The following is a 20,507-nucleotide window of genomic DNA, read 5'->3' as shown; positions in this document are numbered from 1 at the left end:
ACTAGTGTTCCCAAATAAAACAACCGATAGGAACTAAAAGTTGTCTTTTAATTCTCTTAATTTTGTAAATGTCTTTATTGGAGCATAAGTATTAGAAGTTATACCTAAAATTCTTTGTAAATCAATATCGTCAGATTTTAGAAAAAGATTAATATTCTTTTCATTTTTCAGTGTTATCGGCACTGTTGGTTGCAAATGATGGCGCATTTCAGTAACTTTGTTTAAATAATCGGTAATATCAGGATTTTTTGGCATAATATGGTGCGCAAAGGTCAAGTTAGCTAATGTATACTCATGGGCACAACAAATTAAGGTGTTATCAGGTAATGCCATTAACTTTTGTAATGAGCTAAACATTTGTTGTGCACTACCTTCAAATAAACGTCCGCAACCGCCGGAAAATAGCGTGTCACCGCAAAATAAATAAGGTTCACTATAGTAGGCGACATGACCTAATGTATGGCCTGGTGTTCCGATAACGAAAAAAGAAAAAGAATCAACAATAATGTGTTCTTGATCATGAATAATTTTATTAGCGCCTTTAGTTTGTGTTTCTTGTGGACCAAAAACCTCAATGTTAGGATATTTACTAACCAACCCAGCAACACCACCGACATGATCTTCGTGGTGATGAGTTAACAAAATAGCGACAGGTGTTAATGAACGTTGTGAGATGATGTCTATAACCGGTTTGGCTTGGGAAGGATCGACAATCACACATTCACTATTTTCATTACTTAATAGCCAAATGTAGTTATCGGATAAAGCGGGAATTCTGATAAGCTCCATAAAGTTACCTTACTTATAAATATAAAAGGGTTAAACGATGAAAGCAGCGCGTTCGGGAAAACCAATTTGTATGCCAAGCTCTTGGCGTAATATTCCTTGGGGAGAATATTACCGTATGGCAATTGAATTGCGATTACAAAATTGGTGGCCGAAAATATACGGTTTTCATATGCTTAAATTAGGTCAACTTAGTGCTGAACTCGATACTAAATCCAGTATGGTCTCACATCAAGTTAACGTGACTACAACGACGACAAACACAGATGTTATGGCGTCTCTCAATTATCTGCCATTTGAAAATAAATCGGTTGATGTCTGTCTTATGGCTCATGTTTTAGATTACAGTGCAGATCCTCATTGGTTATTAAGAGAAGCCGATCGTGTATTAGTGGATGACGGTTGGATCATCCTATCAAGTTTTAATCCTATCAGCCTATTAGGTATAGGAAAATGTACGCCTATTTTACGGCATAAACAGCCCTATTATTGTCGGATGTTTTCACTTCGTCGCCAAGTTGATTGGCTAAGTGTGCTTAATTATGAAGTGATAACACAACAGAACTTCCAGATTATGCCATTTTCCCGTCCTGTAAAACGTGATGGTAAGCGCTATCATGTCGGGGGATGTTTAAATTTAATATTAGCACGTAAAAGAACGCTTCCTTTAACACCCACCGCGATGAAGTTTGCATTACCGCGTATGAGTGTAAAAGGCAGAGTTTTAGGCGCTACACGTAATCGACCTGATTAATATCACTATCTGCCGTTATTACTCTCAGGTTTTATCTTGTTGACTTTCTAGATAGCCAGTATCTTCTTTTGTGGGAGATTGCGCGGCCGCTTTGGCCAGTTCATCACAACGTTCATTTTCGTCATGGCCTGCATGACCTTTAACCCAATGCCATTCAATTTCATGACGCTCAATGGCTTTATCAAGACGCTTCCATAAATCAACATTCAGCACAGGGCTTTTATCTGCTTTACGCCATTGGCGTTTTTTCCAACTATGTATCCACTTGGTAATTCCCTGTCTGACATACTGGCTATCCGTAGTCAGTGTAATTTTACAAGGGAATTTTAACGCTTCTAATGCTACGATAGCAGCAAGGAGTTCCATGCGGTTATTGGTGGTCATAAAAAAACCTTCACTAAGGGTTTTTTCATGCTGTTGGTAGCGTAAAATTGCACCATAACCACCAGGACCTGGGTTGCCTAAACATGAACCATCGGTGAATATTTCTACCTGCTTGTGCATAAAGGCGACTTATCCTTTTTAAGTAATACGAAAAATTAACCCTAAGTCTGACATAAAAACGGATTATGAGCACTCCAATCACACGACAAATTGTACTAGATACCGAAACAACCGGTATGAACAAACTGGGCGTTCACTATGAAGGCCATAATATCATTGAAATTGGTGCCGTTGAGGTTATCAATCGTCGCTTAACTGGGCGAAATTTCCATGTTTATATAAAACCAGAAAGACTGGTTGATCCTGAAGCTTTTGAAGTTCACGGGATCAGTGACGAATTTTTAGAGGATTGTCCTTCATTTGCAGAAATAGCAGATGAGTTTTTAGCGTATATTCGTGGTGCAGAATTAATTATCCATAACGCCTCGTTTGATATCGGCTTTATGGATTATGAGTTTCAGAAGCTTAACCGTGATATTCCTCTCACAGAAACTTTTTGCCAAATAACCGATAGCCTTGCTATGGCAAGGGAGTTATTTCCTGGCAAACGCAATAATCTAGATGCGTTATGTGACAGATATTTAATTGATAACTCCAAACGAACACTGCACGGCGCATTATTAGATGCCGAGATCCTCGCTGATGTTTACTTAGCTATGACCGGTGGGCAAACCGCATTAGCTTTTTCAATGGAAGGTGAACCGAACGAAGAGCAAAAAGGGGATGATATACAACGTATTGTACGACCAGTGCGTGGATTAAGAGTAATAAAAGCCTCTGCAGAAGAGTTAGTTGCGCACGAAGCTCGGTTAGATTTAGTGGTGAAAAAAGGAGGCCACTGTTTATGGCGTCCAGCTCCTGCTTCGAATGATGAAACTGCATAAAGGTAAAGTGATATAAATAGAGTGTTGAGATTAAAAACTATCCAAACGCATCTTTTTGTTAGAAAAATAGTTGACGACAAGGTAAGAGATTCGTAATATTCATCTCGTCCGAAAGGATACGCGGAGCGGTAGTTCAGTTGGTTAGAATACCTGCCTGTCACGCAGGGGGTCGCGGGTTCGAGTCCCGTCCGTTCCGCCAGAATTTATCATTTTGATGTATTAATTGACATCAAAATAATTAGAAACCGTATCGCTTTATGCTGATGCGGTTTTTTTTTGCCTAAAATAAAAATAGTATCATTAACTTATTTAGTCAGTATTCTGTCGACACTCACGTCTTCTATTACAGATATCTAAGTTTATTACTTTTGTCTCTGTTTTCTACCTCCATTTATAACGCCACTATTATTTGCCTATTAAATAAGAGCAATTCATATCAACTGGTAGCTTTATTTTACCTATTACATCTTATTATTGAGAATGGTAACTATTATCGTTATAGTTTTAATTCGCATTAGCTTGCTATAATATCGCTTATACCTAGCGTGGGGTAACTAACAGGCTAACATTCAATGAGCGAAAATAGAGCGTCTAAACAACACTCAAGTAAAACAACAAAAGCAAGGGTAGTGAAGGAATATCAGCGACAGATACTTCGTCGTTTCTTTTACTTAATGATATTAGGGGGCGTGTTATGTAGCGTTTTGATCCTTGATTTTACTTTAGGGCCTTCAGGATTATCGCTGACTGAACTGTGGAATACACTAATATCGCCAGAAATTGCCGATGCTGGTACTCGGGTTATTGTGTGGGATATCAGGCTACCTTACTCCCTTATGGCGGTTATCGTTGGAATGTCACTCGGGTTAGCGGGTGCTGAAATGCAAACTATACTCAATAACCCGCTGGCAAGTCCCTTTACGCTTGGCGTCTCTTCTGCCGCTGCTTTTGGTGCTGCTTTAGCGATTGTTTTAGGAATTGGTATTCCGGGGGTTCCTGCTCAGTGGTTTATTTCAGTTAATGCGTTTATTTTCGCATTACTGGCAACGTTGTTACTGGACTTTATCTCACGTTGGATGCGAGTTTCTACCTCTGGAATTATTCTCTTTGGCATAGCGTTAGTGTTTACTTTTAATGCTGCCGTTTCCATTATGCAATTTATCGCTAACGAAGATACGCTTCAGGGATTAGTGTTCTGGACAATGGGTAGCCTTAATCGGGCATCGTGGGATAAGTTATACATTTTATTGGTTGTATTAGTGATTATCTTCCCCTTGTCATTGATGAATGCTTGGAAACTGACAGCTCTTCGTCTAGGGGAAGATCGTGCGATGAGCTTTGGGATCAACGTCAGACGCTTACGCCTAACAACATTACTTCGTATTAGCATCATTTCTGCCTTGGCGGTGGCATTTGTTGGCCCAATAGGTTTTATTGGATTAGTCGCACCTCATATTGCTCGGATGACGGTTGGCGAAGATCATCGTTTTTATTTGCCCGCAAGTGCCCTTATTGGCGCATTGGTATTATCGATAGCTTCTTTAGCCTCCAAAAACCTTTTATCTGGTGTGATTATTCCGGTGGGAATTGTGACTTCTCTTGTGGGTATCCCTTTCTTTGTTAGTATCATTTTGCGTCATCGCGGGAGAATATAATGAATACGGGATTGAATGCTGGGTTGCGTATTGAAAAGCTTTCTACGGGATATGCGAAGCGAGAAATAATTAAAGAATTAACGGTCTCACTGCTTCCACGAGGGAAAATTACTGTTCTTTTGGGGCCTAATGGCAGTGGTAAATCGACGTTGTTAAGGGCGCTTGCTGGGCTTAATAGCGCACAAGGAAAGCTTTTTCTTGGTGATGATGAATTACTCTCCCTCTCTTTTTCTAAACGAGCAGAGCAGGTGGTTTATTTGCCACAAACTCTACCTGCGGGTGTTCATTTGAGTGTCTTGGAGTCAATTCTGGTTGCAAGACGAGCTTTAGGTGAACATCGTTCTCATTCAGCGAATGGTGAAGTTATAGATCTATTAGAACAACTGGGAATTTCACATTTAGCTATGCGATATCTTGACGAATTATCCGGTGGGCAGAAACAATTGGTGGGGCTTGCTCAATCACTAATTCGACGACCAAGTTTATTATTGCTAGATGAACCACTCAGCGCACTCGATCTTAATTATCAGTTTCATGTGATGGAATTAATCGCGAGAGAAACCAAGAAACGTAATATGATTACTGTGGTTGTTGTTCACGATATTAATATTGCATTACGCCATGGAGAGTATGTATTAATGCTTAAAAATGGGGAGTTAGTTGCCAATGGTTTACCAACTGAGGTGATCACACCAGAAATACTCGCCGATGTTTATCGCGTTAGCGCCCGTATTGAACGATGCTCTAGAGGCCATTCACAGGTATTAATTGATGGGATGATAAATGATATATAGCATTTTTAAACCACTCAAATAATTGTATTTGATATGATGACTATACTTATTTGGGTGGTCTTTGATAGATTCAATTTGGTTTATATTTACCATTGATAATACGCGTGGCTTGTTTTATTAAAGGTAAATCAATCATCTCCCCATTAATCTGAAAAGCATAACTGGCTGTTGATTGCTTAACCACTTCTTGCGCCCATTTAATTTTTTCCTCAGTAGGTTTAAATGCCTTATTAACAGTATCTATTTGATCTGGATGAATACAGAGTTTAGCGCCAAACCCAAGAGCGCGAGCATGGTTGGCATCCATTAATAATGTATTAGGTGTGCAAAATTCAGGGGTGACACAGTCAATAGGGGAGATAAGGTTGGCAATGCGTGAAGCGATAACGATTCGGCTTCTTGCGTATAGCAACGCTTCTGCTGTTTGTTGGCAATCAATATCTAGTGAGTAATCTAATGAGCCGAATGCTAATCTCGTTACACCACTATTGGCAATCTCTTCACAATGGTGCACTCCACGCGCTGTTTCTATAATGCCTATAAATGGTCGCTTTGATATAGCCAGATGAAGTTTTGATTTTATATAGGAAAGTATTTCCGCATCTTCCAGTTTTGGGATCATTACTCCTGTCATTAGCGTTTCATTTAATGAATTTAATAGATCAACATCGTTTTTAAATTCTTTCTCTTTAGGATGATTTATTCTGATATATATACTGGTGTTAATGATGGTGTTATTTATTGTCGTTAGCCAATTTTGAATGTTGTCACGTCCGAGCGGTTTTTCATCAGGATGAACCGCATCTTCAAGATCAAGAATGATCGCATTTGCACCATAAGTTAACGCTTTGGAAATCATAACTTTTTTATTAGCAGGGACAAACAGATAGCTAATCTCTTCGTTCATATTTACCTACCTTAGTAATAAATATAATGTATCTTCCATAAAAACGAATAATTATGAGAATGAGATTGATTATTATTTACATCATCATTTTCTGATGGTAGCTTACTCATCAACCTTTTTCAAGACGCTCGAAAAAGTAAAAAAAGGTTAAGTAACCCCCCAAGATAGATAAATTTAAATTAATTGTTTAAGCCTTATTTCTTTGGGAGAAAAATGATGGAGACGGTAGAGAAAAAGAGTATTGCAGGGCAACAAACTGCTATACAAACAGATTTTTCAACACGTAATGCCCTTGCTCGTATCATTCGCTGTCTTTTTGCAGAAAAATTATTGGATGATAATAAACTGCAAGTTTTCAATGATGAAAATAACGTTAAGTACCCGCTTTCTGATGGGATACATATCCTTCAATTTAATCAAACGACCGTTTTTCCTGCAAATACAGTTATTAATCGCGGTGATATTATCCTTAAATCAATGGATGGCCGCCACCGAATGGTGCAATCCCATGAAGAACTTATGGGGATACTGAAAAACGAACTTAGTTTCACCCCTACAACGGAGGGAATGACAAAATTCAATAAAGATGTAGCAAACAGTATCCATAATGATCGATTAGCTAGAGCACATCGGTCAAAGTGGCGGGATATGATTTCTAATGAGATGGCACAAGAGGGAACATCTTGTTTTATTGAATGGATAACTCGTCATTACAGTCGGCGTGATGGTGCAACTTTTCTCGATCAGTGGGGCGCTCTTGAAGGTCATTCTTATTACCCAACTTGGAAGTCTAGACCCGGTTTAAGCGATGATGATATTGTCGCACTATCAGCTGAATTTGGTGCACGAGTTAATCTGCGTATCGCAGCCATACAAAGCGATATGGTTTATTGTGAGAAGATGCCCCATATTCAGGATATCCATCAATGGTTTTCATCGGCTTTTCCAACCGTTTGGAATAAATGGTGTGAGTGGCTTACAAGTCAACACCAAAACCCACAAAAATGGTTACCTATTCCTCTGCATCCTTGGCATCTTGAACACTGGATCATTGCGCATTTCTCAAAAGAAATAGATGAAGGCATTCTTCTACCATTAGGCCCTCAACTTGAGACCGCGGCATCCATGTCGTTTAGAACCATGCTTCCTACCGCATCTAGATCACCCTTTATCAAATTACCTGTTGCTATCTGGATGACTAGCGAAATGCGCAGCCTTCAAGCCAAATCTATTCATATGGGGCCACGTATTAGTACGATTATTGAGGATATTTTGCGGGTGGATAAGGATTTTGATGGCAAGCTGGACTTTTTCCGAGAAGAAGTGGCGTGGCATTTCCGTCATAACGTGCGTATGGATGACGCTGAAGGTAAGTTTCTCTCGGTTGTATTTCGTGATACGCAAGCATGGGAAAGAAACAATAATTTAATCGCTATCACAGTTGCATCATTATTTACTGAACTCCCACATAAACCCCAACCCCTTATCAGCGAGCTGATCGCATTATCAGGCGACTTACCTGAAACATGGTTTCGTAATTATACCAAAGTCATACTGAAACCGGTTTTAGCGATGTATTTAATTTATGGCATTGCCCTTGAGGCACACCAACAAAATACGCAAGTTTTGTTTGATGATTCCGGTCGTGCGGTCACCATGCTTATTCGTGATTTTGGTGATGGACGCAGTTGGGCTCCAGCACTGCGTCAGCAAGGTTATGAGCTTCAACCTTATATATGGCCCGGCATTTTACCCACGGTGTTTGAAGATGATATTGAACCTGTCAGAACCTTCGTTGTAGATGCTTGTCTTGTCAGCCATTTACATGAAATTGCGCTTTGTTTAACTCAACTTTATGACATCCCTGATACCCGCATATGGACTGTGATCGGCGAAGAGCTTGAACTTGTGTTTAAAGCACTTCAACCCAGAGTAGAGGCGGATTTTTGGCACAAAGAGCGTGAACATTTTCTCCACCACCCTTGGTATACCCGCTCATTAATGAGCATGCATTTACAGCAATATACTGATTACCGTCTTCAGCATGGACTTAACAATCCGTTAGCTGGTGAACAAGTAGATAACTCTAAGATCTGAGAGAATAATAATGATCACAAACAAACATTTTTTAGCATTGACTATTGCAGCAAGTTTAATTCCTGATTTCGTCAGCGCGGAAGAGAGAATTATTGTTAACGCAGAGCGCGTTAACCCCCAAACTAAAGGTAGGTTATCACAACAAGCCAACATAGGTTTATTGGGAAATAAAGATATCCAAGATATTCCATTTAGTATTAAGGGATATACCTCGAAATATATTGAGCAACGACAGGCTAAAACACTTGGCGATGTAATAAAAGATGATCCATCCGTTCAAGTGACATCTCCGTCAGGTGGTATTCTTGATTCCTTTATGATCCGAGGATTCCCTATCGGGGAAGGCAATATTGGTGAAGTTGCCCTCAATGGTGTTTATGGTGTAGCGCCAAATTATCAGTTATTACCTCAATATTTAGAGCGAATAGAATTACTAAAAGGGCCTGGGGCGGGGCTTTATGGTATCTCCCCCAATGGCGGGGTTGGCGGTGTTGTTAACGCGGTGACGAAAAGACCTACTCGTCAGGGAACTAAACAGATTACTACCACTTGGAGATCTGATAATCAACTTGGTGCCTATATAGATGTAGGTAAATTGTGGGTAACCCCAGACGGTGAAATGTGGGGCGTCCGATTTAATGGTGGTGGTAGTGGTGGAGATCTGGCGCTTGATAATACTCATAAAAAAACGGCATTAGGTGCACTCGCTCTTGACTATGGAAAAGATGGATTCACCGTTTCAGTTGATTTATTCGATCAATATCAATATGTCAAATCACCTAATCGTCCTTTTATTGTCTTAGCGGGTATCGATGTTCCTAAGGCCCCTAATGGTCGACGCAATATTGCCCAAAAAGGGATGTGGTGGAACACCCGCGATCAGGGCGTATTACTGCACAGTTCATACGAGCTTAACGATAATCTAACACTTTTCATGAATGCTGGTGGTGGTCGCTCAATCGTTTCACGTATCTCTGAGCAAACCCCAAAGATTATTAACGACAATGGAGATGTTGAATCGACAATTACTAATTATCGCTTTAATGTACATCGTTATATTTTTGAAACCGGTGTCAGAAGTTACTTTTCAACGAGCGCTATTGATCATCAGATGACATTACAGGCCAGCTATTATCATGACCGTCTTGCTGTTGCGGGTAATGTAGGAAAACAAAAGGTGATTTCTAATATTTATTCACCATCAGAAGTCGATGTTACCCTACCATCGTCTCCAGCAAGCGTTCCCAAAGCATCTTCTAGTCAATTAACTAGTCTTGCCGTTTCGGACATCATGACCATATTGAATGGCAGTGTAGATATTATCCCTGGGATACGTTTGCAAAGAGTGCAGGCCGATAACTTTATGGTTAATGGACAGCGTTCGGCCACTTATGATGAATCAGCAGTGACGCCAATGTTGGGGCTGGTATACCATCCTTTAGAGTCTGTTTCGCTCTATGCCAACTATATTGAAGGGTTAAGCAAAGGTGATATAGCGCCGAGTTTTGCAAAAAATGCCGGCCAAGTGATGCGTCCTTACCGCTCGCGACAGTACGAAGTTGGAGTTAAGTATGATAACGCGGGAATACAAAGCAGCTTGGCTCTTTTCCAGATAACCAAGCCTAGTGGTGCTATCGACAGCACTGATAATATATTCAATGCTAATAGTGAGCAGCGAAATCGAGGCGTTGAAGTTAATCTTTCTGCGCAGGTGCTGGATAATTTACAAATCTCAGGCAATCTTTCTCTTATTGATGCCGAACTTATCAAATCGCCTAAATCTGATATCCGTGGTAACAAACCCGTTGGCGTTTCTCCTCTACAAGCAAATGTGGGAGTGGAATATGACCTTCCTATTTTGCATGGATTGTCATTAAACAGTTATGTCAATTATAGCGCAAAGCAATATGTCAATCAGGCAAATACACAGTCTATCAATTCTTGGACAACGGTAGATATGGGAGCCTCCTATAAAACACGTGTGTATGGTGCGCCTACCACTTTCCGTTTTGATGTACAGAATCTATTTAATCACCATTACTGGTCTGGTGTCGCGTCATATACCACTATTGCACAGGGAGCACCACGTACTTTCCTTGCCTCGGTAAGTGTTGACTTCTAAGAGGGTTCCATATGTCTTCGTTGTTAAATACTTATTACCGAGCAAATGAATCTTGGCAGATCGCTATAACCCAAGCATTACCCCCTTATATCGATCCGGTTATTATCCGTTGGTTGGAGACATCCCCTGATACCCTTGTTCATTTAACACAGATATATGGTTCACCCCTTAATATTGTCTGGCCTCATACTGTGGAGCAGAACGTTAATGCCATGGTCGAAGTCGCCAAAACATTTGGTATACAAACCAATTTGTATTATGGGGTTAAAGTCAATAAATCACAGTCATTATTACAAGCCGCTGTTGCTGCGGGAACTGGGGCTGATGTTTCTAGCCTATATGAACTCAACGATGCTATTCGTGCGGGATGTAGAGGTACAGAGTTGTGTGCCACAGGCCCTGCCAAAACAACGGCGTTTTTACAGGCGTTAATAGTGCAAGGGGCGCGGATTGTTATTGATTCTATTGAGGAAATGGACGAGCTTATTCACCTTGCTACAAGGTGGATAAGTCCATCAGGACGTATAAGTATACTGCTGCGTTTTCGTCCTGAGTCTAATCATATCAGTCGTTTTGGTATGTCATCCGCTGAGATCATGACAGCGCTTGAGAAACTTAATTATAGTGACCAAGTAAAGGTTGATGGATTCCATTTCCATCTTAGTGGTTACTCTTCGGTATCTAGGATCAAGGCTTTTTTTGATACCTTACCCTTGATTAGCTACGCACGTGCTTTGGGTTACTCCCCTTATATTATCGATATTGGGGGAGGGTTACCTGTTCAGTATGTAGACAGTCATTGTTATAAGAAATGGCTCTCTACGCAAACACATAAAGACTATCGTACTCGACGAATTCCTGATTCTTTCTATCCATATGGTGGAGAGATAAATGCCCAAGGCTGGCTCACTGAGTTTCTAACCGGAGTCGATCCCACAGGTAAAAGAGTTTGTGATGCATTAATTGAGGAGGGATTAACACTTTGCCTTGAACCCGGAAGGAGCTTGGTTAATCAAAGTGCGATCAGTGTATTTCGTGTCTGTCGAGTTCGTCCATATGATCATGTCGGACATGTTATTTTTGTCGAAGGAACTAGTTTTAGCGCATGTGAAACGTGGTTTAATTCTGAATTCTTAAGTGATCCTCTCCATATTTATCAAAATAACCATCAGCCACTTTCTTCTGCTGGAAATGCTTGGATTGCGGGCCATAGCTGTTTGGACGACGATGTTATCACCAATCGTTTGATCGCTTTTGCACACCTACCAAAGCCAGGTGATTTACTGATATTTGCTAATACCGCAGGTTACCAAATGGATTTACTGGAAAATCAATTTCATCGGCATCCGTTGCCCACAAGATTAACTGCGGTCATAAACTCACATCAAAAACCTATATTTACCATTGATAATTAAGGACTTTTAATATGGTTTTTAGCAAAGTAACTGATTTAATTGGTAATACTCCTATCATTCAATTACCGCTGCTGCAATCGGATACGCGTCTTTATATCAAAGTGGAGAAAAATAATCCCGGAGGCAGTATGAAAGATCGCATGGCGAGAAATATGGTTGTTGCGGCACTGAAATCTGGAAAGATCAAGCCTGGTAGTACAATTGTGGAGTCGTCATCAGGAAATACTGGCATTGGGTTGGCAATCGCTGCTATCGAATTTGGGCTTCGATTTATCGCGGTGGTCGATCACCATGCTGCCCAAGATAAAATTGCTATCATGCGCGCTTTGGGTGCTGAGATCCGCTACGTTAAAGGCGACTATGGTGAAAATGAAGTTGCTGTTGTGGAACGCCAACGTATGGCGGCTGAAATCGCCAATGAAATTCCCGGCGCTATCTTTATGAATCAATCAGATAATGCAGCCAATGCCGGAGGATATGCAGATCTGGTACGTGAACTTATTAGTCAGATAGGCAAAATTGATGCGTGGGTTGGATGTGTAGGTACCGGGGGCTCTATGACAGGGATAGCCCATGGATTAAGGGTTCACAATCCAGATCTTGTAACCATTGCCGTAGAGCCGGAAGGCTCCATCATATTCGGAAAACCCGGTAAACCATACTATCAATCAGGTACAGGCACCCCACAAGGCGATACAGTGGGGTTAGTGTTGGATTACAGTTGTATTGATTATGGCGAACAAGTCTCTGATGTATGTGCTTTTGAAACGGCTCGTTACCTTGCTCGTCGTTTTGGTTTACTGGTTGGTGGCTCTACAGGGGGAGTGGTATATAAAGCGCTGGAGTTGATTAATAACAGTACAATTTGCGGAAATGTTGCACTTGCTATGGCTGATGGTGGTGAAAAATATCTGCAGACGATTTTTAATGACACATGGCTTAAAGAGCGAAATCTAATATCGGAGTCAGTCTGGGAACAACTTGATAATTGGTTTTCTTTGCCAACTTGTTTGGGGGATAGCAGATGATCCCAAATGAGAAATTGAGAGTAACACTATGTGGAGCCGGTCGTACAGGGCATCTTGCGGCAATTTTATTTAGCTTAAATCCTGCGATTGACGTCACTCTTTACAGCAGTCGCTCAGAAACTGTGACAGCATATAAAGAAAATGATCATCAACTTCAGGCGGTGATGCCTGATGGTCAAGTTATTAAAACCCGCTCAGTTAGGATGACAGAAGCTATTGATGAGGCGTGCTCTAAGGCAGATATCATCATTATTACGACACCAAGTCATGTACGTGAAAGTTTACTTCAACGTATGGCGCCAATACTGCCGAAACATAAAAACATCTTTGTGGGCGCCATTCCCGGTTTTGCTGGCTTTGACTGGCTGGCTGAAAAAACGTTAGGCGATGCACCCAATATTGTTATATGGGGAATGAAAGATGTTCCCCATATTGCATTTGATCTGCAACCGGGAAAAAGTGTCAGAATGGGGGGCGGAAAATCACAACTCTATGTAGCTGTGCATGGAAGAGAAAAACCGCAATATGCCAATCTTCTTCTCAATTACCTCAAACAACTTTATGACTCACCTATTACGCTACTGACCGATTATCTAGAAATTACCCTAACGCCTGGAAACCCTATTATGCACAGCTCTGTTATCTATGGCCTTATCGGTCCATGGGGACAGTGGCACAATAGGCCTTTTGAGAGCATTCCATGTTGGTGGAACGATTGCCCTGAGTTGGGTGCCTATTTTCTTGCCCGCTGTGATAGGGAGAATCAAGCGTTATGTAATAAAGCAGAAATTGTATTGGGGATTAATCTCAGTTCCGTGCAACCATTACAGCAGGAAATAGTAGCCGCATATGCGGACTCAATTGCTGATCCGCGAACATTACTTAGTGTGTTACGAACGAATAAGGCCTATCAGGGTATTCCTTTACCTCTTATTTCTACAGCACAATCCCATGGTTATATTTTTGACAAACAACATCGGGTTTTTCAGGAAGACATTGCCTATGGACTAGCGCTTCTTGTTGCTCTTGGGGAACGTCTTCGAGTACCAATACCCTATATAAGAGAAATATATGATTGGTGTTGTGGTTATATGGGAGGAAATTTGCCTCACCCTCAGATCCCAATGGATTGGCCAATAATAAGGGTGAAATAGTATGCGTGTTACCGGCAGTGTCATTTTTATTGTCCAGTTTTTATTTATCGTACAGCTACTCTCAATGGGAGCCATGGAAATGAGTGGCCCTTTTTGGCCGCTTCATCTCGAAAGTATGGCGTCGACAGAGCTACTGAGTATCGTGGGAACCGGCGTGTATATCGCACCTATGTTGGGCGTTATGCTAACCAGTACCTTTTGGGGACGAATAGGCGATAAAACTGGCAATAAAGTGATGATGATCCGTGCACTGATGGGGCTTGCATTAACGCAATTGGGGCTCGCTTTTGCCAATGATGTCTGGGTAATACTGCTACTACGCTTTTTACAGGGAACTTGTGCGGGGTATATTGCACCTGCTCAAGCTTATGGTATTGCCATGATCCCCATAGCACAACGTACTCGGCTTTTGGCATGGTTACAAGTATCTACCAATGCAGGATCGTTAGCTGGAGCCATTGCTGGTGGGGCCATCCTCGATTTACTGAGTTTCTTTTGGATAAACTTCGGGGCATTTATCATTTGTACGTTATGTGCACTACTGGTTTTTTTCATATTACCGAATGATTTACCGCGCCACGCTTCATCCAATTGCGTCACTTCCTCAACAAATAAAGCAAAAGCGATATCATCAATTAACCACAGCGTCATTGTTGGCTTACTTACCGTACTGGGTTTGTTATTAATGAGCCGCATGATCACACAAACCCCTTTTTCTCTTTATGTCAGTAGCGTATTTAATGCCCCTAACTGGTTAACAGGGGTCGCTTACGGATTGCAGGCTACAGGTGTGATTGTCTCAGCCTCCCTCTGGGCAAGATGGTTTGAAGCACACAACATATCTCATGCACTCTATCGAATGGTGGGGATCATTGCGGGATGTTTTATTGTGACCTTACTGCTAGCAGCAGTAAGAGAAATAAGCTGGTTTATCGGACTTTATTTTTTGTGGGGCATTCTTCTTGGGGCAACAACGCCAGTACTAACCGCATTAATATCTCGCTCAACCGCTGAAAGTAAACAGGGTTATATTTTGGGACTGGTGCAAAGTATTAGCCAGTTTGCCTCTATTGTTGGTATTGCGCTGGGGGGCGGAATACTTGTTTGGCCTGGGTTGACCACGTTGTTTTTGTGTGTGGCGGTGATGTATTGCATTACTTTAATTATTACGCTGAAAATGAGTTACTCTTCAAAAAACACTAACCAAAAATAGGTTATTAATCATGATATTACGATTTATATTTTCTATTGTATTGTTGTATTCATCAATGGCTTACTCACAGCAAGTTGTAACACCTGTTACTGATCTACTTGGCAGAACCGTGAATGTCAAATTACCGGTACAGCGCGTCATTTTGGGGGAAGGACGACAGCTTTATTTAGTGGCTATGTTTGATAAAGAAAATCCAGCACAAAGGATAGTCGCTTGGCGAAAAGATTTAATACAGTCCGATCCGGCCACATGGCAGCAGTACCGACAACAATTTCCACAGTTGGCAAAAATCCCTACCTTTGGTGGCAGCGAACAAGGAACGTTTGATATAGAGCAGGCGATTAATCTGCAACCTGATGTCATCATCATGAATATGGACGCACGCAATACTATTGTTGATGCTGGACACGAAGCTGCACTAGCCCGAGCGGGTATTCCCATTGTTTATGTCGACTTTCGCTATGATCCTATTGCACACATTCCTCCAACAGTGACGTTATTTGGTAAATTATTTGGCCAACCAGATCGCGCAGAAGCTTATTTAACATTCCGTGATAAAGAGTTACAACGAGTGACATCTCGAGTTGAACAATTACAGGGGGCATTGCCAAAAGTATTTTTAGAGCGTCTTGGGGGTTATTCAGAAGAGTGCTGTATGACCTTTGGTAAAGGGAGTTTTGGCCGTTTTGTTAAAATAGCGGGGGGGGATAATATTGCCGACCATCTTGCTCCGGGAACCTTTTTTACGCTAAATCCAGAAAAAGTGGTTGTTGCAAATCCCGATATTGTGATTATTACCAGCGGCAATTTTCAGGCATTTGTGCCGGGTGGAAAGTGGATCCCACTTGGGCCGGGGATTAATATTCAACAATCTAAACATCGACTCGCATGGTTTACGACTCGCCCTGCTTATGTTGATAGTAACGCTCGCCGTCGTGGCGCATTTTTTGCTATTTGGCATCAGTTTTATAATAGTCCCTATGATGTTATTGCTATCCAGCAGCTAGCTAAGTGGATACATCCCCAATTATTTGCTGATCTTGATCCTGATGACACATTCCGTCGTTTACATCAAGAATTTCTACCCATCTCATATCAGCCGGGATATATGATTGATTTGGAAAAAGAGGGGAGGTAAATATGGAGTATGATGTCGTGTTATATCCCATTGCCTTGCTCCGTCCTTCAGAAGAAGTCAACATGGCTCATGTTGAAGCTTTAACTAAGGAAATAGTCCGTTGCCAAAGATGGACAACACCTATACCCATTGAAAAAGAGACCGGAATTATTATGGACGGTAATCATAGGTATCAAGTCGCTCATCATCTTGCTCTCACTTATATTCCTTGTGTGTTGCTTGATTACACTGATACACGCATAACTGTGTATGATTGGCAGAATGGACGAGCGTTTAGCCCATTAAGAATAAGGGAGCAGATATTAAAGCAAGGTAATATTTTCCCTTATAAAACCACTCGACATCTATTTTCTCCAAGCCTTCCGGCCGTTAATTTTCCGCTTGAACAGTTAGTTGAAAAAATAGCCAGTAATCATCTGAATGTTTTCAAGTTAGGTGTTGGTAGGTGACCATTAACAGCGGGAAAATTAAATAGCTTAGTATTTATTTGATTTGATGGATAAAACAGCAACGTAATTTTAGCTTGATTAGTCGTATCAAGCTAAGGTTTAATAAGATACTTCTTAATTGCGCAAATAAAAGTCATTTTTCATTTTTGTTGCGCAACAATGTGGTGGTGTAATGTTATTTCCCGCGTTTATCGTAATAAATGCTGTTTAAATCAAAGAATTATTGATTTTCACTGATTACGATAGCCACCTTTGTGGATTTTTTATATTGCGGTTTTTTGCCCGCATTGAGAGAATCAGCTATCTAGATGCTTTTTATCCGACTTGGAGTAGAAAATGACCACTCGTAAAACCCTTGCAAATGCGATCCGTTTTTTAAGCATGGATGCAGTGCAAAAAGCCAAATCAGGGCACCCTGGTGCACCTATGGGCATGGCTGATATTGCAGAAGTATTATGGCGTGATTTTTTAAATCATAATCCAACTAATCCTCACTGGGCAGATCGTGACCGTTTTGTTTTATCTAACGGCCATGCTTCAATGCTGATTTATAGCTTATTACATCTGTCTGGTTATCAAGTTTCTTTAGATGATCTAAAAAATTTCCGTCAGCTGCATTCTAAAACACCGGGTCACCCAGAATATGGTTATACCCCAGGTGTTGAAACTACCACGGGTCCTTTAGGTCAAGGGATTGCTAACGCAGTAGGTTTTGCGATCGCAGAACGCACATTAGCGGCTCAATTTAACCGTCCTGGTCACGATATCGTAGATCACTACACCTACGCCTTTATGGGTGATGGTTGTATGATGGAAGGTATCTCTCACGAAGTATGCTCTTTAGCAGGTACTTTACAGTTAGGTAAACTGATTGCATTTTACGATGACAATGGCATTTCTATTGATGGTAAAGTACATGGTTGGTTTACTGATAATACTGCTGAACGTTTCGAAGCGTATGGCTGGCATGTTATTAGTGGTATTGATGGTCATGATGCAGCGAGTATTAAAGCTGCGATTGAAACCGCACAACAAATTACTGATAAGCCTTCACTGTTAATTTGCAAAACCACCATTGGTTTTGGTTCTCCTCATAAAGCAGGCACTGCCGATTCTCACGGTTCACCATTAGGTGATGCAGAAATTGCAGAAACTCGTAAAGCTCTGGGCTGGGAGTATGGTCCTTTTGAAATTCCACAAGAGATCTACAAAGAGTGGGATGCTAAAGAAGCTGGTAAAGCAAAAGAAGCTGCGTGGGACGCTAAATTTGCTGAGTATGCAGCACAATTCCCTGAATTAGCAGCTGAATTTAAACGTCGTATGTCTGGCGAATTACCTGCAAATTGGGAAAAAGAGTCAACAGCCTTTATTGAACAGTTGCAACATAACCCAGCGAGTATTGCTAGCCGTAAAGCATCACAAAATACATTAGAAGCGTTTGGTAAAGTTTTACCTGAGTTTATGGGTGGCTCTGCTGACCTTGCACCAAGTAACTTAACTATGTGGTCTGGCTCTAAAGCATTAAATGAAGATAAAGCCGGTAACTACATCCATTATGGTGTTCGCGAATTCGGTATGTCTGCCATTATGAATGGTATTGCATTACACGGTGGTTTTGTTCCTTACGGCGCTACCTTCCTGATGTTTATGGAATATGCACGTAATGCGGTACGTATGGCTGCACTGATGAAAATCCGCAGTATCTTTGTTTATACCCATGACTCTATCGGTTTAGGTGAAGATGGTCCTACTCACCAACCTGTTGAGCAAATGGCAAGTCTGCGTGTAACACCAAATATGAGTACATGGCGCCCATGTGACCAAGTTGAGTCAGCAGTAGCATGGAAATACGCTGTTGAGCGTAAAGATGGTCCAACTGCGCTCATCTTCTCTCGTCAAAACCTTGCTCAACAGCCACGTACTCCAGAGCAACTGGCTAATATCGAGAAGGGTGGTTATATCCTGAAAGATTGTGACGGTACACCTGAACTTATCTTTATTGCTACGGGTTCTGAAGTTGAATTAGCTGTTAATGCTTACGATCAATTAACAGCAGAAGGCCGTAAAGTCCGTGTGGTTTCAATGCCAGCAACAGATGCATTTGATAAACAAGATGCTGATTATCGTGAAGCAGTATTACCTGCAGCGGTTAAAGCTCGTGTTGCTATTGAAGCGGGTATTGCGGATTACTGGTTTAAATATGTTGGTCTTGATGGTGTGATTGTCGGTATGCATAGCTTCGGTGAATCTGCTCCTGCAAACGAACTGTTTGCTGAGTTTGGTTTTACTGTTGAAAATGTGGTTACACAGGCAAAAACTCTACTTAAATAATCAATAAATGTTAACAAGAGCACATTTTTGGGAATAATTTCTCAGATGTGCTCTTTTTTTATGCTTCCCCCTTTTTTTGCTATTGCGATTTTCTCTCATTTCTCGTAATCTGAATACCAATAAGCTGAACCGTTTCAGTTGTGCTAAAAATGTCGGTGACCGCACATTTTTTAGTTTTACTTGATTTATCGTTGTTGATTAGTCAATTGCTCGATTATTCTAGGCGGTTGCGTAATTACGAGTTATCAAGGAAGTTACATGACAATTAGAGTTGCTATTAACGGTTTTGGTCGAATAGGGCGTAATGTGTTAAGAGCGCTTTATGAATCTGGAAAGCGGGCTGAAATAAGCGTTGTTGCAATAAATGAATTGGCTGATGCGACAGGTATTGCTCATTTGCTTAAATATGACTCAAGCCATGGTCGCTTTGCTTGGGATATTCGTGTTAATAATGACTTATTGCAAGTGGGTGATGATGCAATCCGTCTTTTCCATCATGCCGATATTGCAGACTTACCTTGGGGTGAGTTAGGTATTGATGTGGTACTTGATTGTAGTGGCGTTTATGGATCTCGTGCCGATGGTGAGGCGCATATTGCACAAGGGGCAAAGAAAGTGCTCTTTTCTCATCCGGGAACGATAGATCTTGATGCTACGGTGGTATTCGGTGTTAATCAACATGAACTGAAAAAACAGCACCGCATCGTCTCTAATGCCTCTTGTACCACAAATTGTATTATCCCGATTATTAAAATGATGGATGATGCTTTTGGTATAGAGTCAGGTACAGTGACGACAATCCATGCTGCGATGAATGATCAACCTGTTATTGATGCATATCATAAAGATTTACGTCGTACACGAGCCGCAGGACAATCGATTATTCCGGTTGATACCAAATTAGCTGCCGGTATTACACGGATTTTCCCGAAATTTAAAGATCATTTCGAGGCAATTTCTGTACGAGTTCCTACAATTAATGTGACAGCAATTGATTTAAGTGTCACGGTAAAAAATGCTGTAAATGTGTTAGATGTCAATAAGTTAATTCAAAAATCAGCAACTGGCGCATTTCGTGGTATAGTGGATTACACAGAATTGCCATTAGTCTCAACAGATTTTAACCACGATCCTCATAGTGCCATTGTTGATGGTACACAAACAAGAGTCAGTGGGCAGCATCTGATTAAAACGTTAGTCTGGTGTGATAATGAATGGGGCTTTGCTAACCGAATGCTTGATACGACGTTAGCTATGGCTGCAACTGGTTTTAAATAATCATGTATTAATGACGGTACTCAGCAATAGCACATTATGTGATAATGCGCGGTACTGA

At 41.1% G+C, this 20,507-nt stretch carries 17 protein-coding genes and 1 tRNA gene; 15 read left to right on the top strand and 3 right to left on the bottom strand.

Going from position 1 to position 20,507, the window contains the following annotated elements; translation table 11 throughout:
• Positions 1-33 precede the first annotated feature (33 nt).
• Positions 34-789 carry a hydroxyacylglutathione hydrolase gene (gene gloB / locus AACV01_RS00620; protein WP_046334626.1) on the bottom strand — a complete coding sequence of 252 codons (756 nt, stop codon included), beginning with the start codon at positions 787-789 and terminating at the stop codon, positions 34-36.
• 37 nt (positions 790-826) lie between these two features.
• Between gloB and AACV01_RS00615 the strand changes: the two genes are divergently transcribed.
• Entirely contained in the window at positions 827-1,540 is a 714-nt protein-coding gene (locus AACV01_RS00615) for a class I SAM-dependent methyltransferase (RefSeq protein WP_004244976.1), read from the top strand.
• A 24-nt stretch (positions 1,541-1,564) separates the two neighbouring features.
• Here the strand turns inward: AACV01_RS00615 and rnhA are convergent, their stop codons facing one another.
• Positions 1,565-2,044 (bottom strand): ribonuclease HI, encoded by a 480-nt coding sequence (gene rnhA / locus AACV01_RS00610; RefSeq protein ID WP_004244975.1) that lies wholly within the window; start codon positions 2,042-2,044, stop codon positions 1,565-1,567.
• Positions 2,045-2,109: 65 nt separating this feature from the next.
• On the opposite strand from rnhA, the gene dnaQ reads away from it, so the two are divergent.
• From dnaQ to AACV01_RS00590, 4 genes are all read left to right on the top strand, one after another.
• On the top strand, positions 2,110-2,868 hold the full coding sequence (gene dnaQ / locus AACV01_RS00605; protein WP_004244974.1) for a DNA polymerase III subunit epsilon: 759 nt from the start codon (positions 2,110-2,112) through the stop codon (positions 2,866-2,868).
• Positions 2,869-2,990: 122 nt separating this feature from the next.
• Positions 2,991-3,067, top strand: a tRNA-Asp gene (locus AACV01_RS00600).
• A gap of 475 nt (positions 3,068-3,542) precedes the next feature.
• Positions 3,543-4,523 (top strand): FecCD family ABC transporter permease, encoded by a 981-nt coding sequence (locus AACV01_RS00595; RefSeq protein ID WP_237584979.1) that lies wholly within the window; start codon positions 3,543-3,545, stop codon positions 4,521-4,523.
• Positions 4,523-5,317, top strand: a complete 795-nt coding sequence (locus AACV01_RS00590) for an ABC transporter ATP-binding protein (RefSeq protein ID WP_060554491.1) — start codon at positions 4,523-4,525, stop codon at positions 5,315-5,317. Before AACV01_RS00595 ends, AACV01_RS00590 begins: the two co-directional genes overlap by 1 nt.
• A 70-nt stretch (positions 5,318-5,387) precedes the next feature.
• On the opposite strand, the gene AACV01_RS00585 is transcribed toward AACV01_RS00590, so the two are convergent.
• Positions 5,388-6,224 (bottom strand): HpcH/HpaI aldolase/citrate lyase family protein, encoded by an 837-nt coding sequence (locus tag AACV01_RS00585; RefSeq protein ID WP_004247306.1) that lies wholly within the window; start codon positions 6,222-6,224, stop codon positions 5,388-5,390.
• A 213-nt stretch (positions 6,225-6,437) separates the two neighbouring features.
• On the opposite strand from AACV01_RS00585, the gene AACV01_RS00580 reads away from it, so the two are divergent.
• The 10 genes from AACV01_RS00580 to epd all read left to right on the top strand — a co-directional run bounded on the left by AACV01_RS00580 (position 6,438) and on the right by epd (position 20,449).
• Positions 6,438-8,321, top strand: a complete 1,884-nt coding sequence (locus AACV01_RS00580) for an IucA/IucC family protein (RefSeq protein WP_161682291.1) — start codon at positions 6,438-6,440, stop codon at positions 8,319-8,321.
• A 10-nt stretch (positions 8,322-8,331) separates the two neighbouring features.
• Positions 8,332-10,443, top strand: a complete 2,112-nt coding sequence (locus AACV01_RS00575) for a TonB-dependent receptor (protein WP_161682289.1) — start codon at positions 8,332-8,334, stop codon at positions 10,441-10,443.
• Between the two features lie 11 nt (positions 10,444-10,454).
• Positions 10,455-11,858 carry a Y4yA family PLP-dependent enzyme gene (locus AACV01_RS00570; RefSeq protein WP_060554493.1) on the top strand — a complete coding sequence of 468 codons (1,404 nt, stop codon included), beginning with the start codon at positions 10,455-10,457 and terminating at the stop codon, positions 11,856-11,858.
• Positions 11,859-11,869: 11 nt separating this feature from the next.
• The gene (locus tag AACV01_RS00565; protein WP_046334620.1) at positions 11,870-12,886 is read left to right on the top strand and encodes a PLP-dependent cysteine synthase family protein; all 1,017 of its coding nucleotides are present in this window, start codon (positions 11,870-11,872) and stop codon (positions 12,884-12,886) included.
• Positions 12,883-14,040 (top strand): NAD/NADP-dependent octopine/nopaline dehydrogenase family protein, encoded by a 1,158-nt coding sequence (locus AACV01_RS00560; protein WP_161682287.1) that lies wholly within the window; start codon positions 12,883-12,885, stop codon positions 14,038-14,040. The genes AACV01_RS00565 and AACV01_RS00560 overlap by 4 nt, the downstream gene beginning before the upstream one ends.
• Before the next feature lies 1 nt (position 14,041).
• Positions 14,042-15,253 (top strand): MFS transporter, encoded by a 1,212-nt coding sequence (locus AACV01_RS00555; protein WP_161682285.1) that lies wholly within the window; start codon positions 14,042-14,044, stop codon positions 15,251-15,253.
• A gap of 10 nt (positions 15,254-15,263) precedes the next feature.
• Positions 15,264-16,391 carry an ABC transporter substrate-binding protein gene (locus tag AACV01_RS00550; RefSeq protein ID WP_004244958.1) on the top strand — a complete coding sequence of 376 codons (1,128 nt, stop codon included), beginning with the start codon at positions 15,264-15,266 and terminating at the stop codon, positions 16,389-16,391.
• A gap of 2 nt (positions 16,392-16,393) precedes the next feature.
• Positions 16,394-16,840, top strand: coding sequence for a ParB N-terminal domain-containing protein (locus tag AACV01_RS00545; protein ID WP_004244957.1), 447 nt, complete (start codon positions 16,394-16,396; stop codon positions 16,838-16,840).
• Between the two features lie 336 nt (positions 16,841-17,176).
• Positions 17,177-19,171: a transketolase gene (gene tkt, locus AACV01_RS00540; RefSeq protein WP_004244955.1), complete on the top strand. Its 1,995-nt coding sequence runs from the start codon at positions 17,177-17,179 to the stop codon at positions 19,169-19,171.
• 258 nt (positions 19,172-19,429) lie between these two features.
• The gene (gene epd, locus AACV01_RS00535) at positions 19,430-20,449 is read left to right on the top strand and encodes an erythrose-4-phosphate dehydrogenase (protein ID WP_004244954.1); all 1,020 of its coding nucleotides are present in this window, start codon (positions 19,430-19,432) and stop codon (positions 20,447-20,449) included.
• Positions 20,450-20,507: the final 58 nt, after the last annotated feature.

The organism is Proteus sp. G2609 (assembly GCF_963896135.1).
In the GTDB taxonomy this organism is placed as follows: Bacteria; Pseudomonadota; Gammaproteobacteria; order Enterobacterales; family Enterobacteriaceae; genus Proteus; species Proteus mirabilis.
Note: the sequence above shows the minus strand (reverse complement) of the source record. Positions and strands in the feature narration are given on the sequence as shown.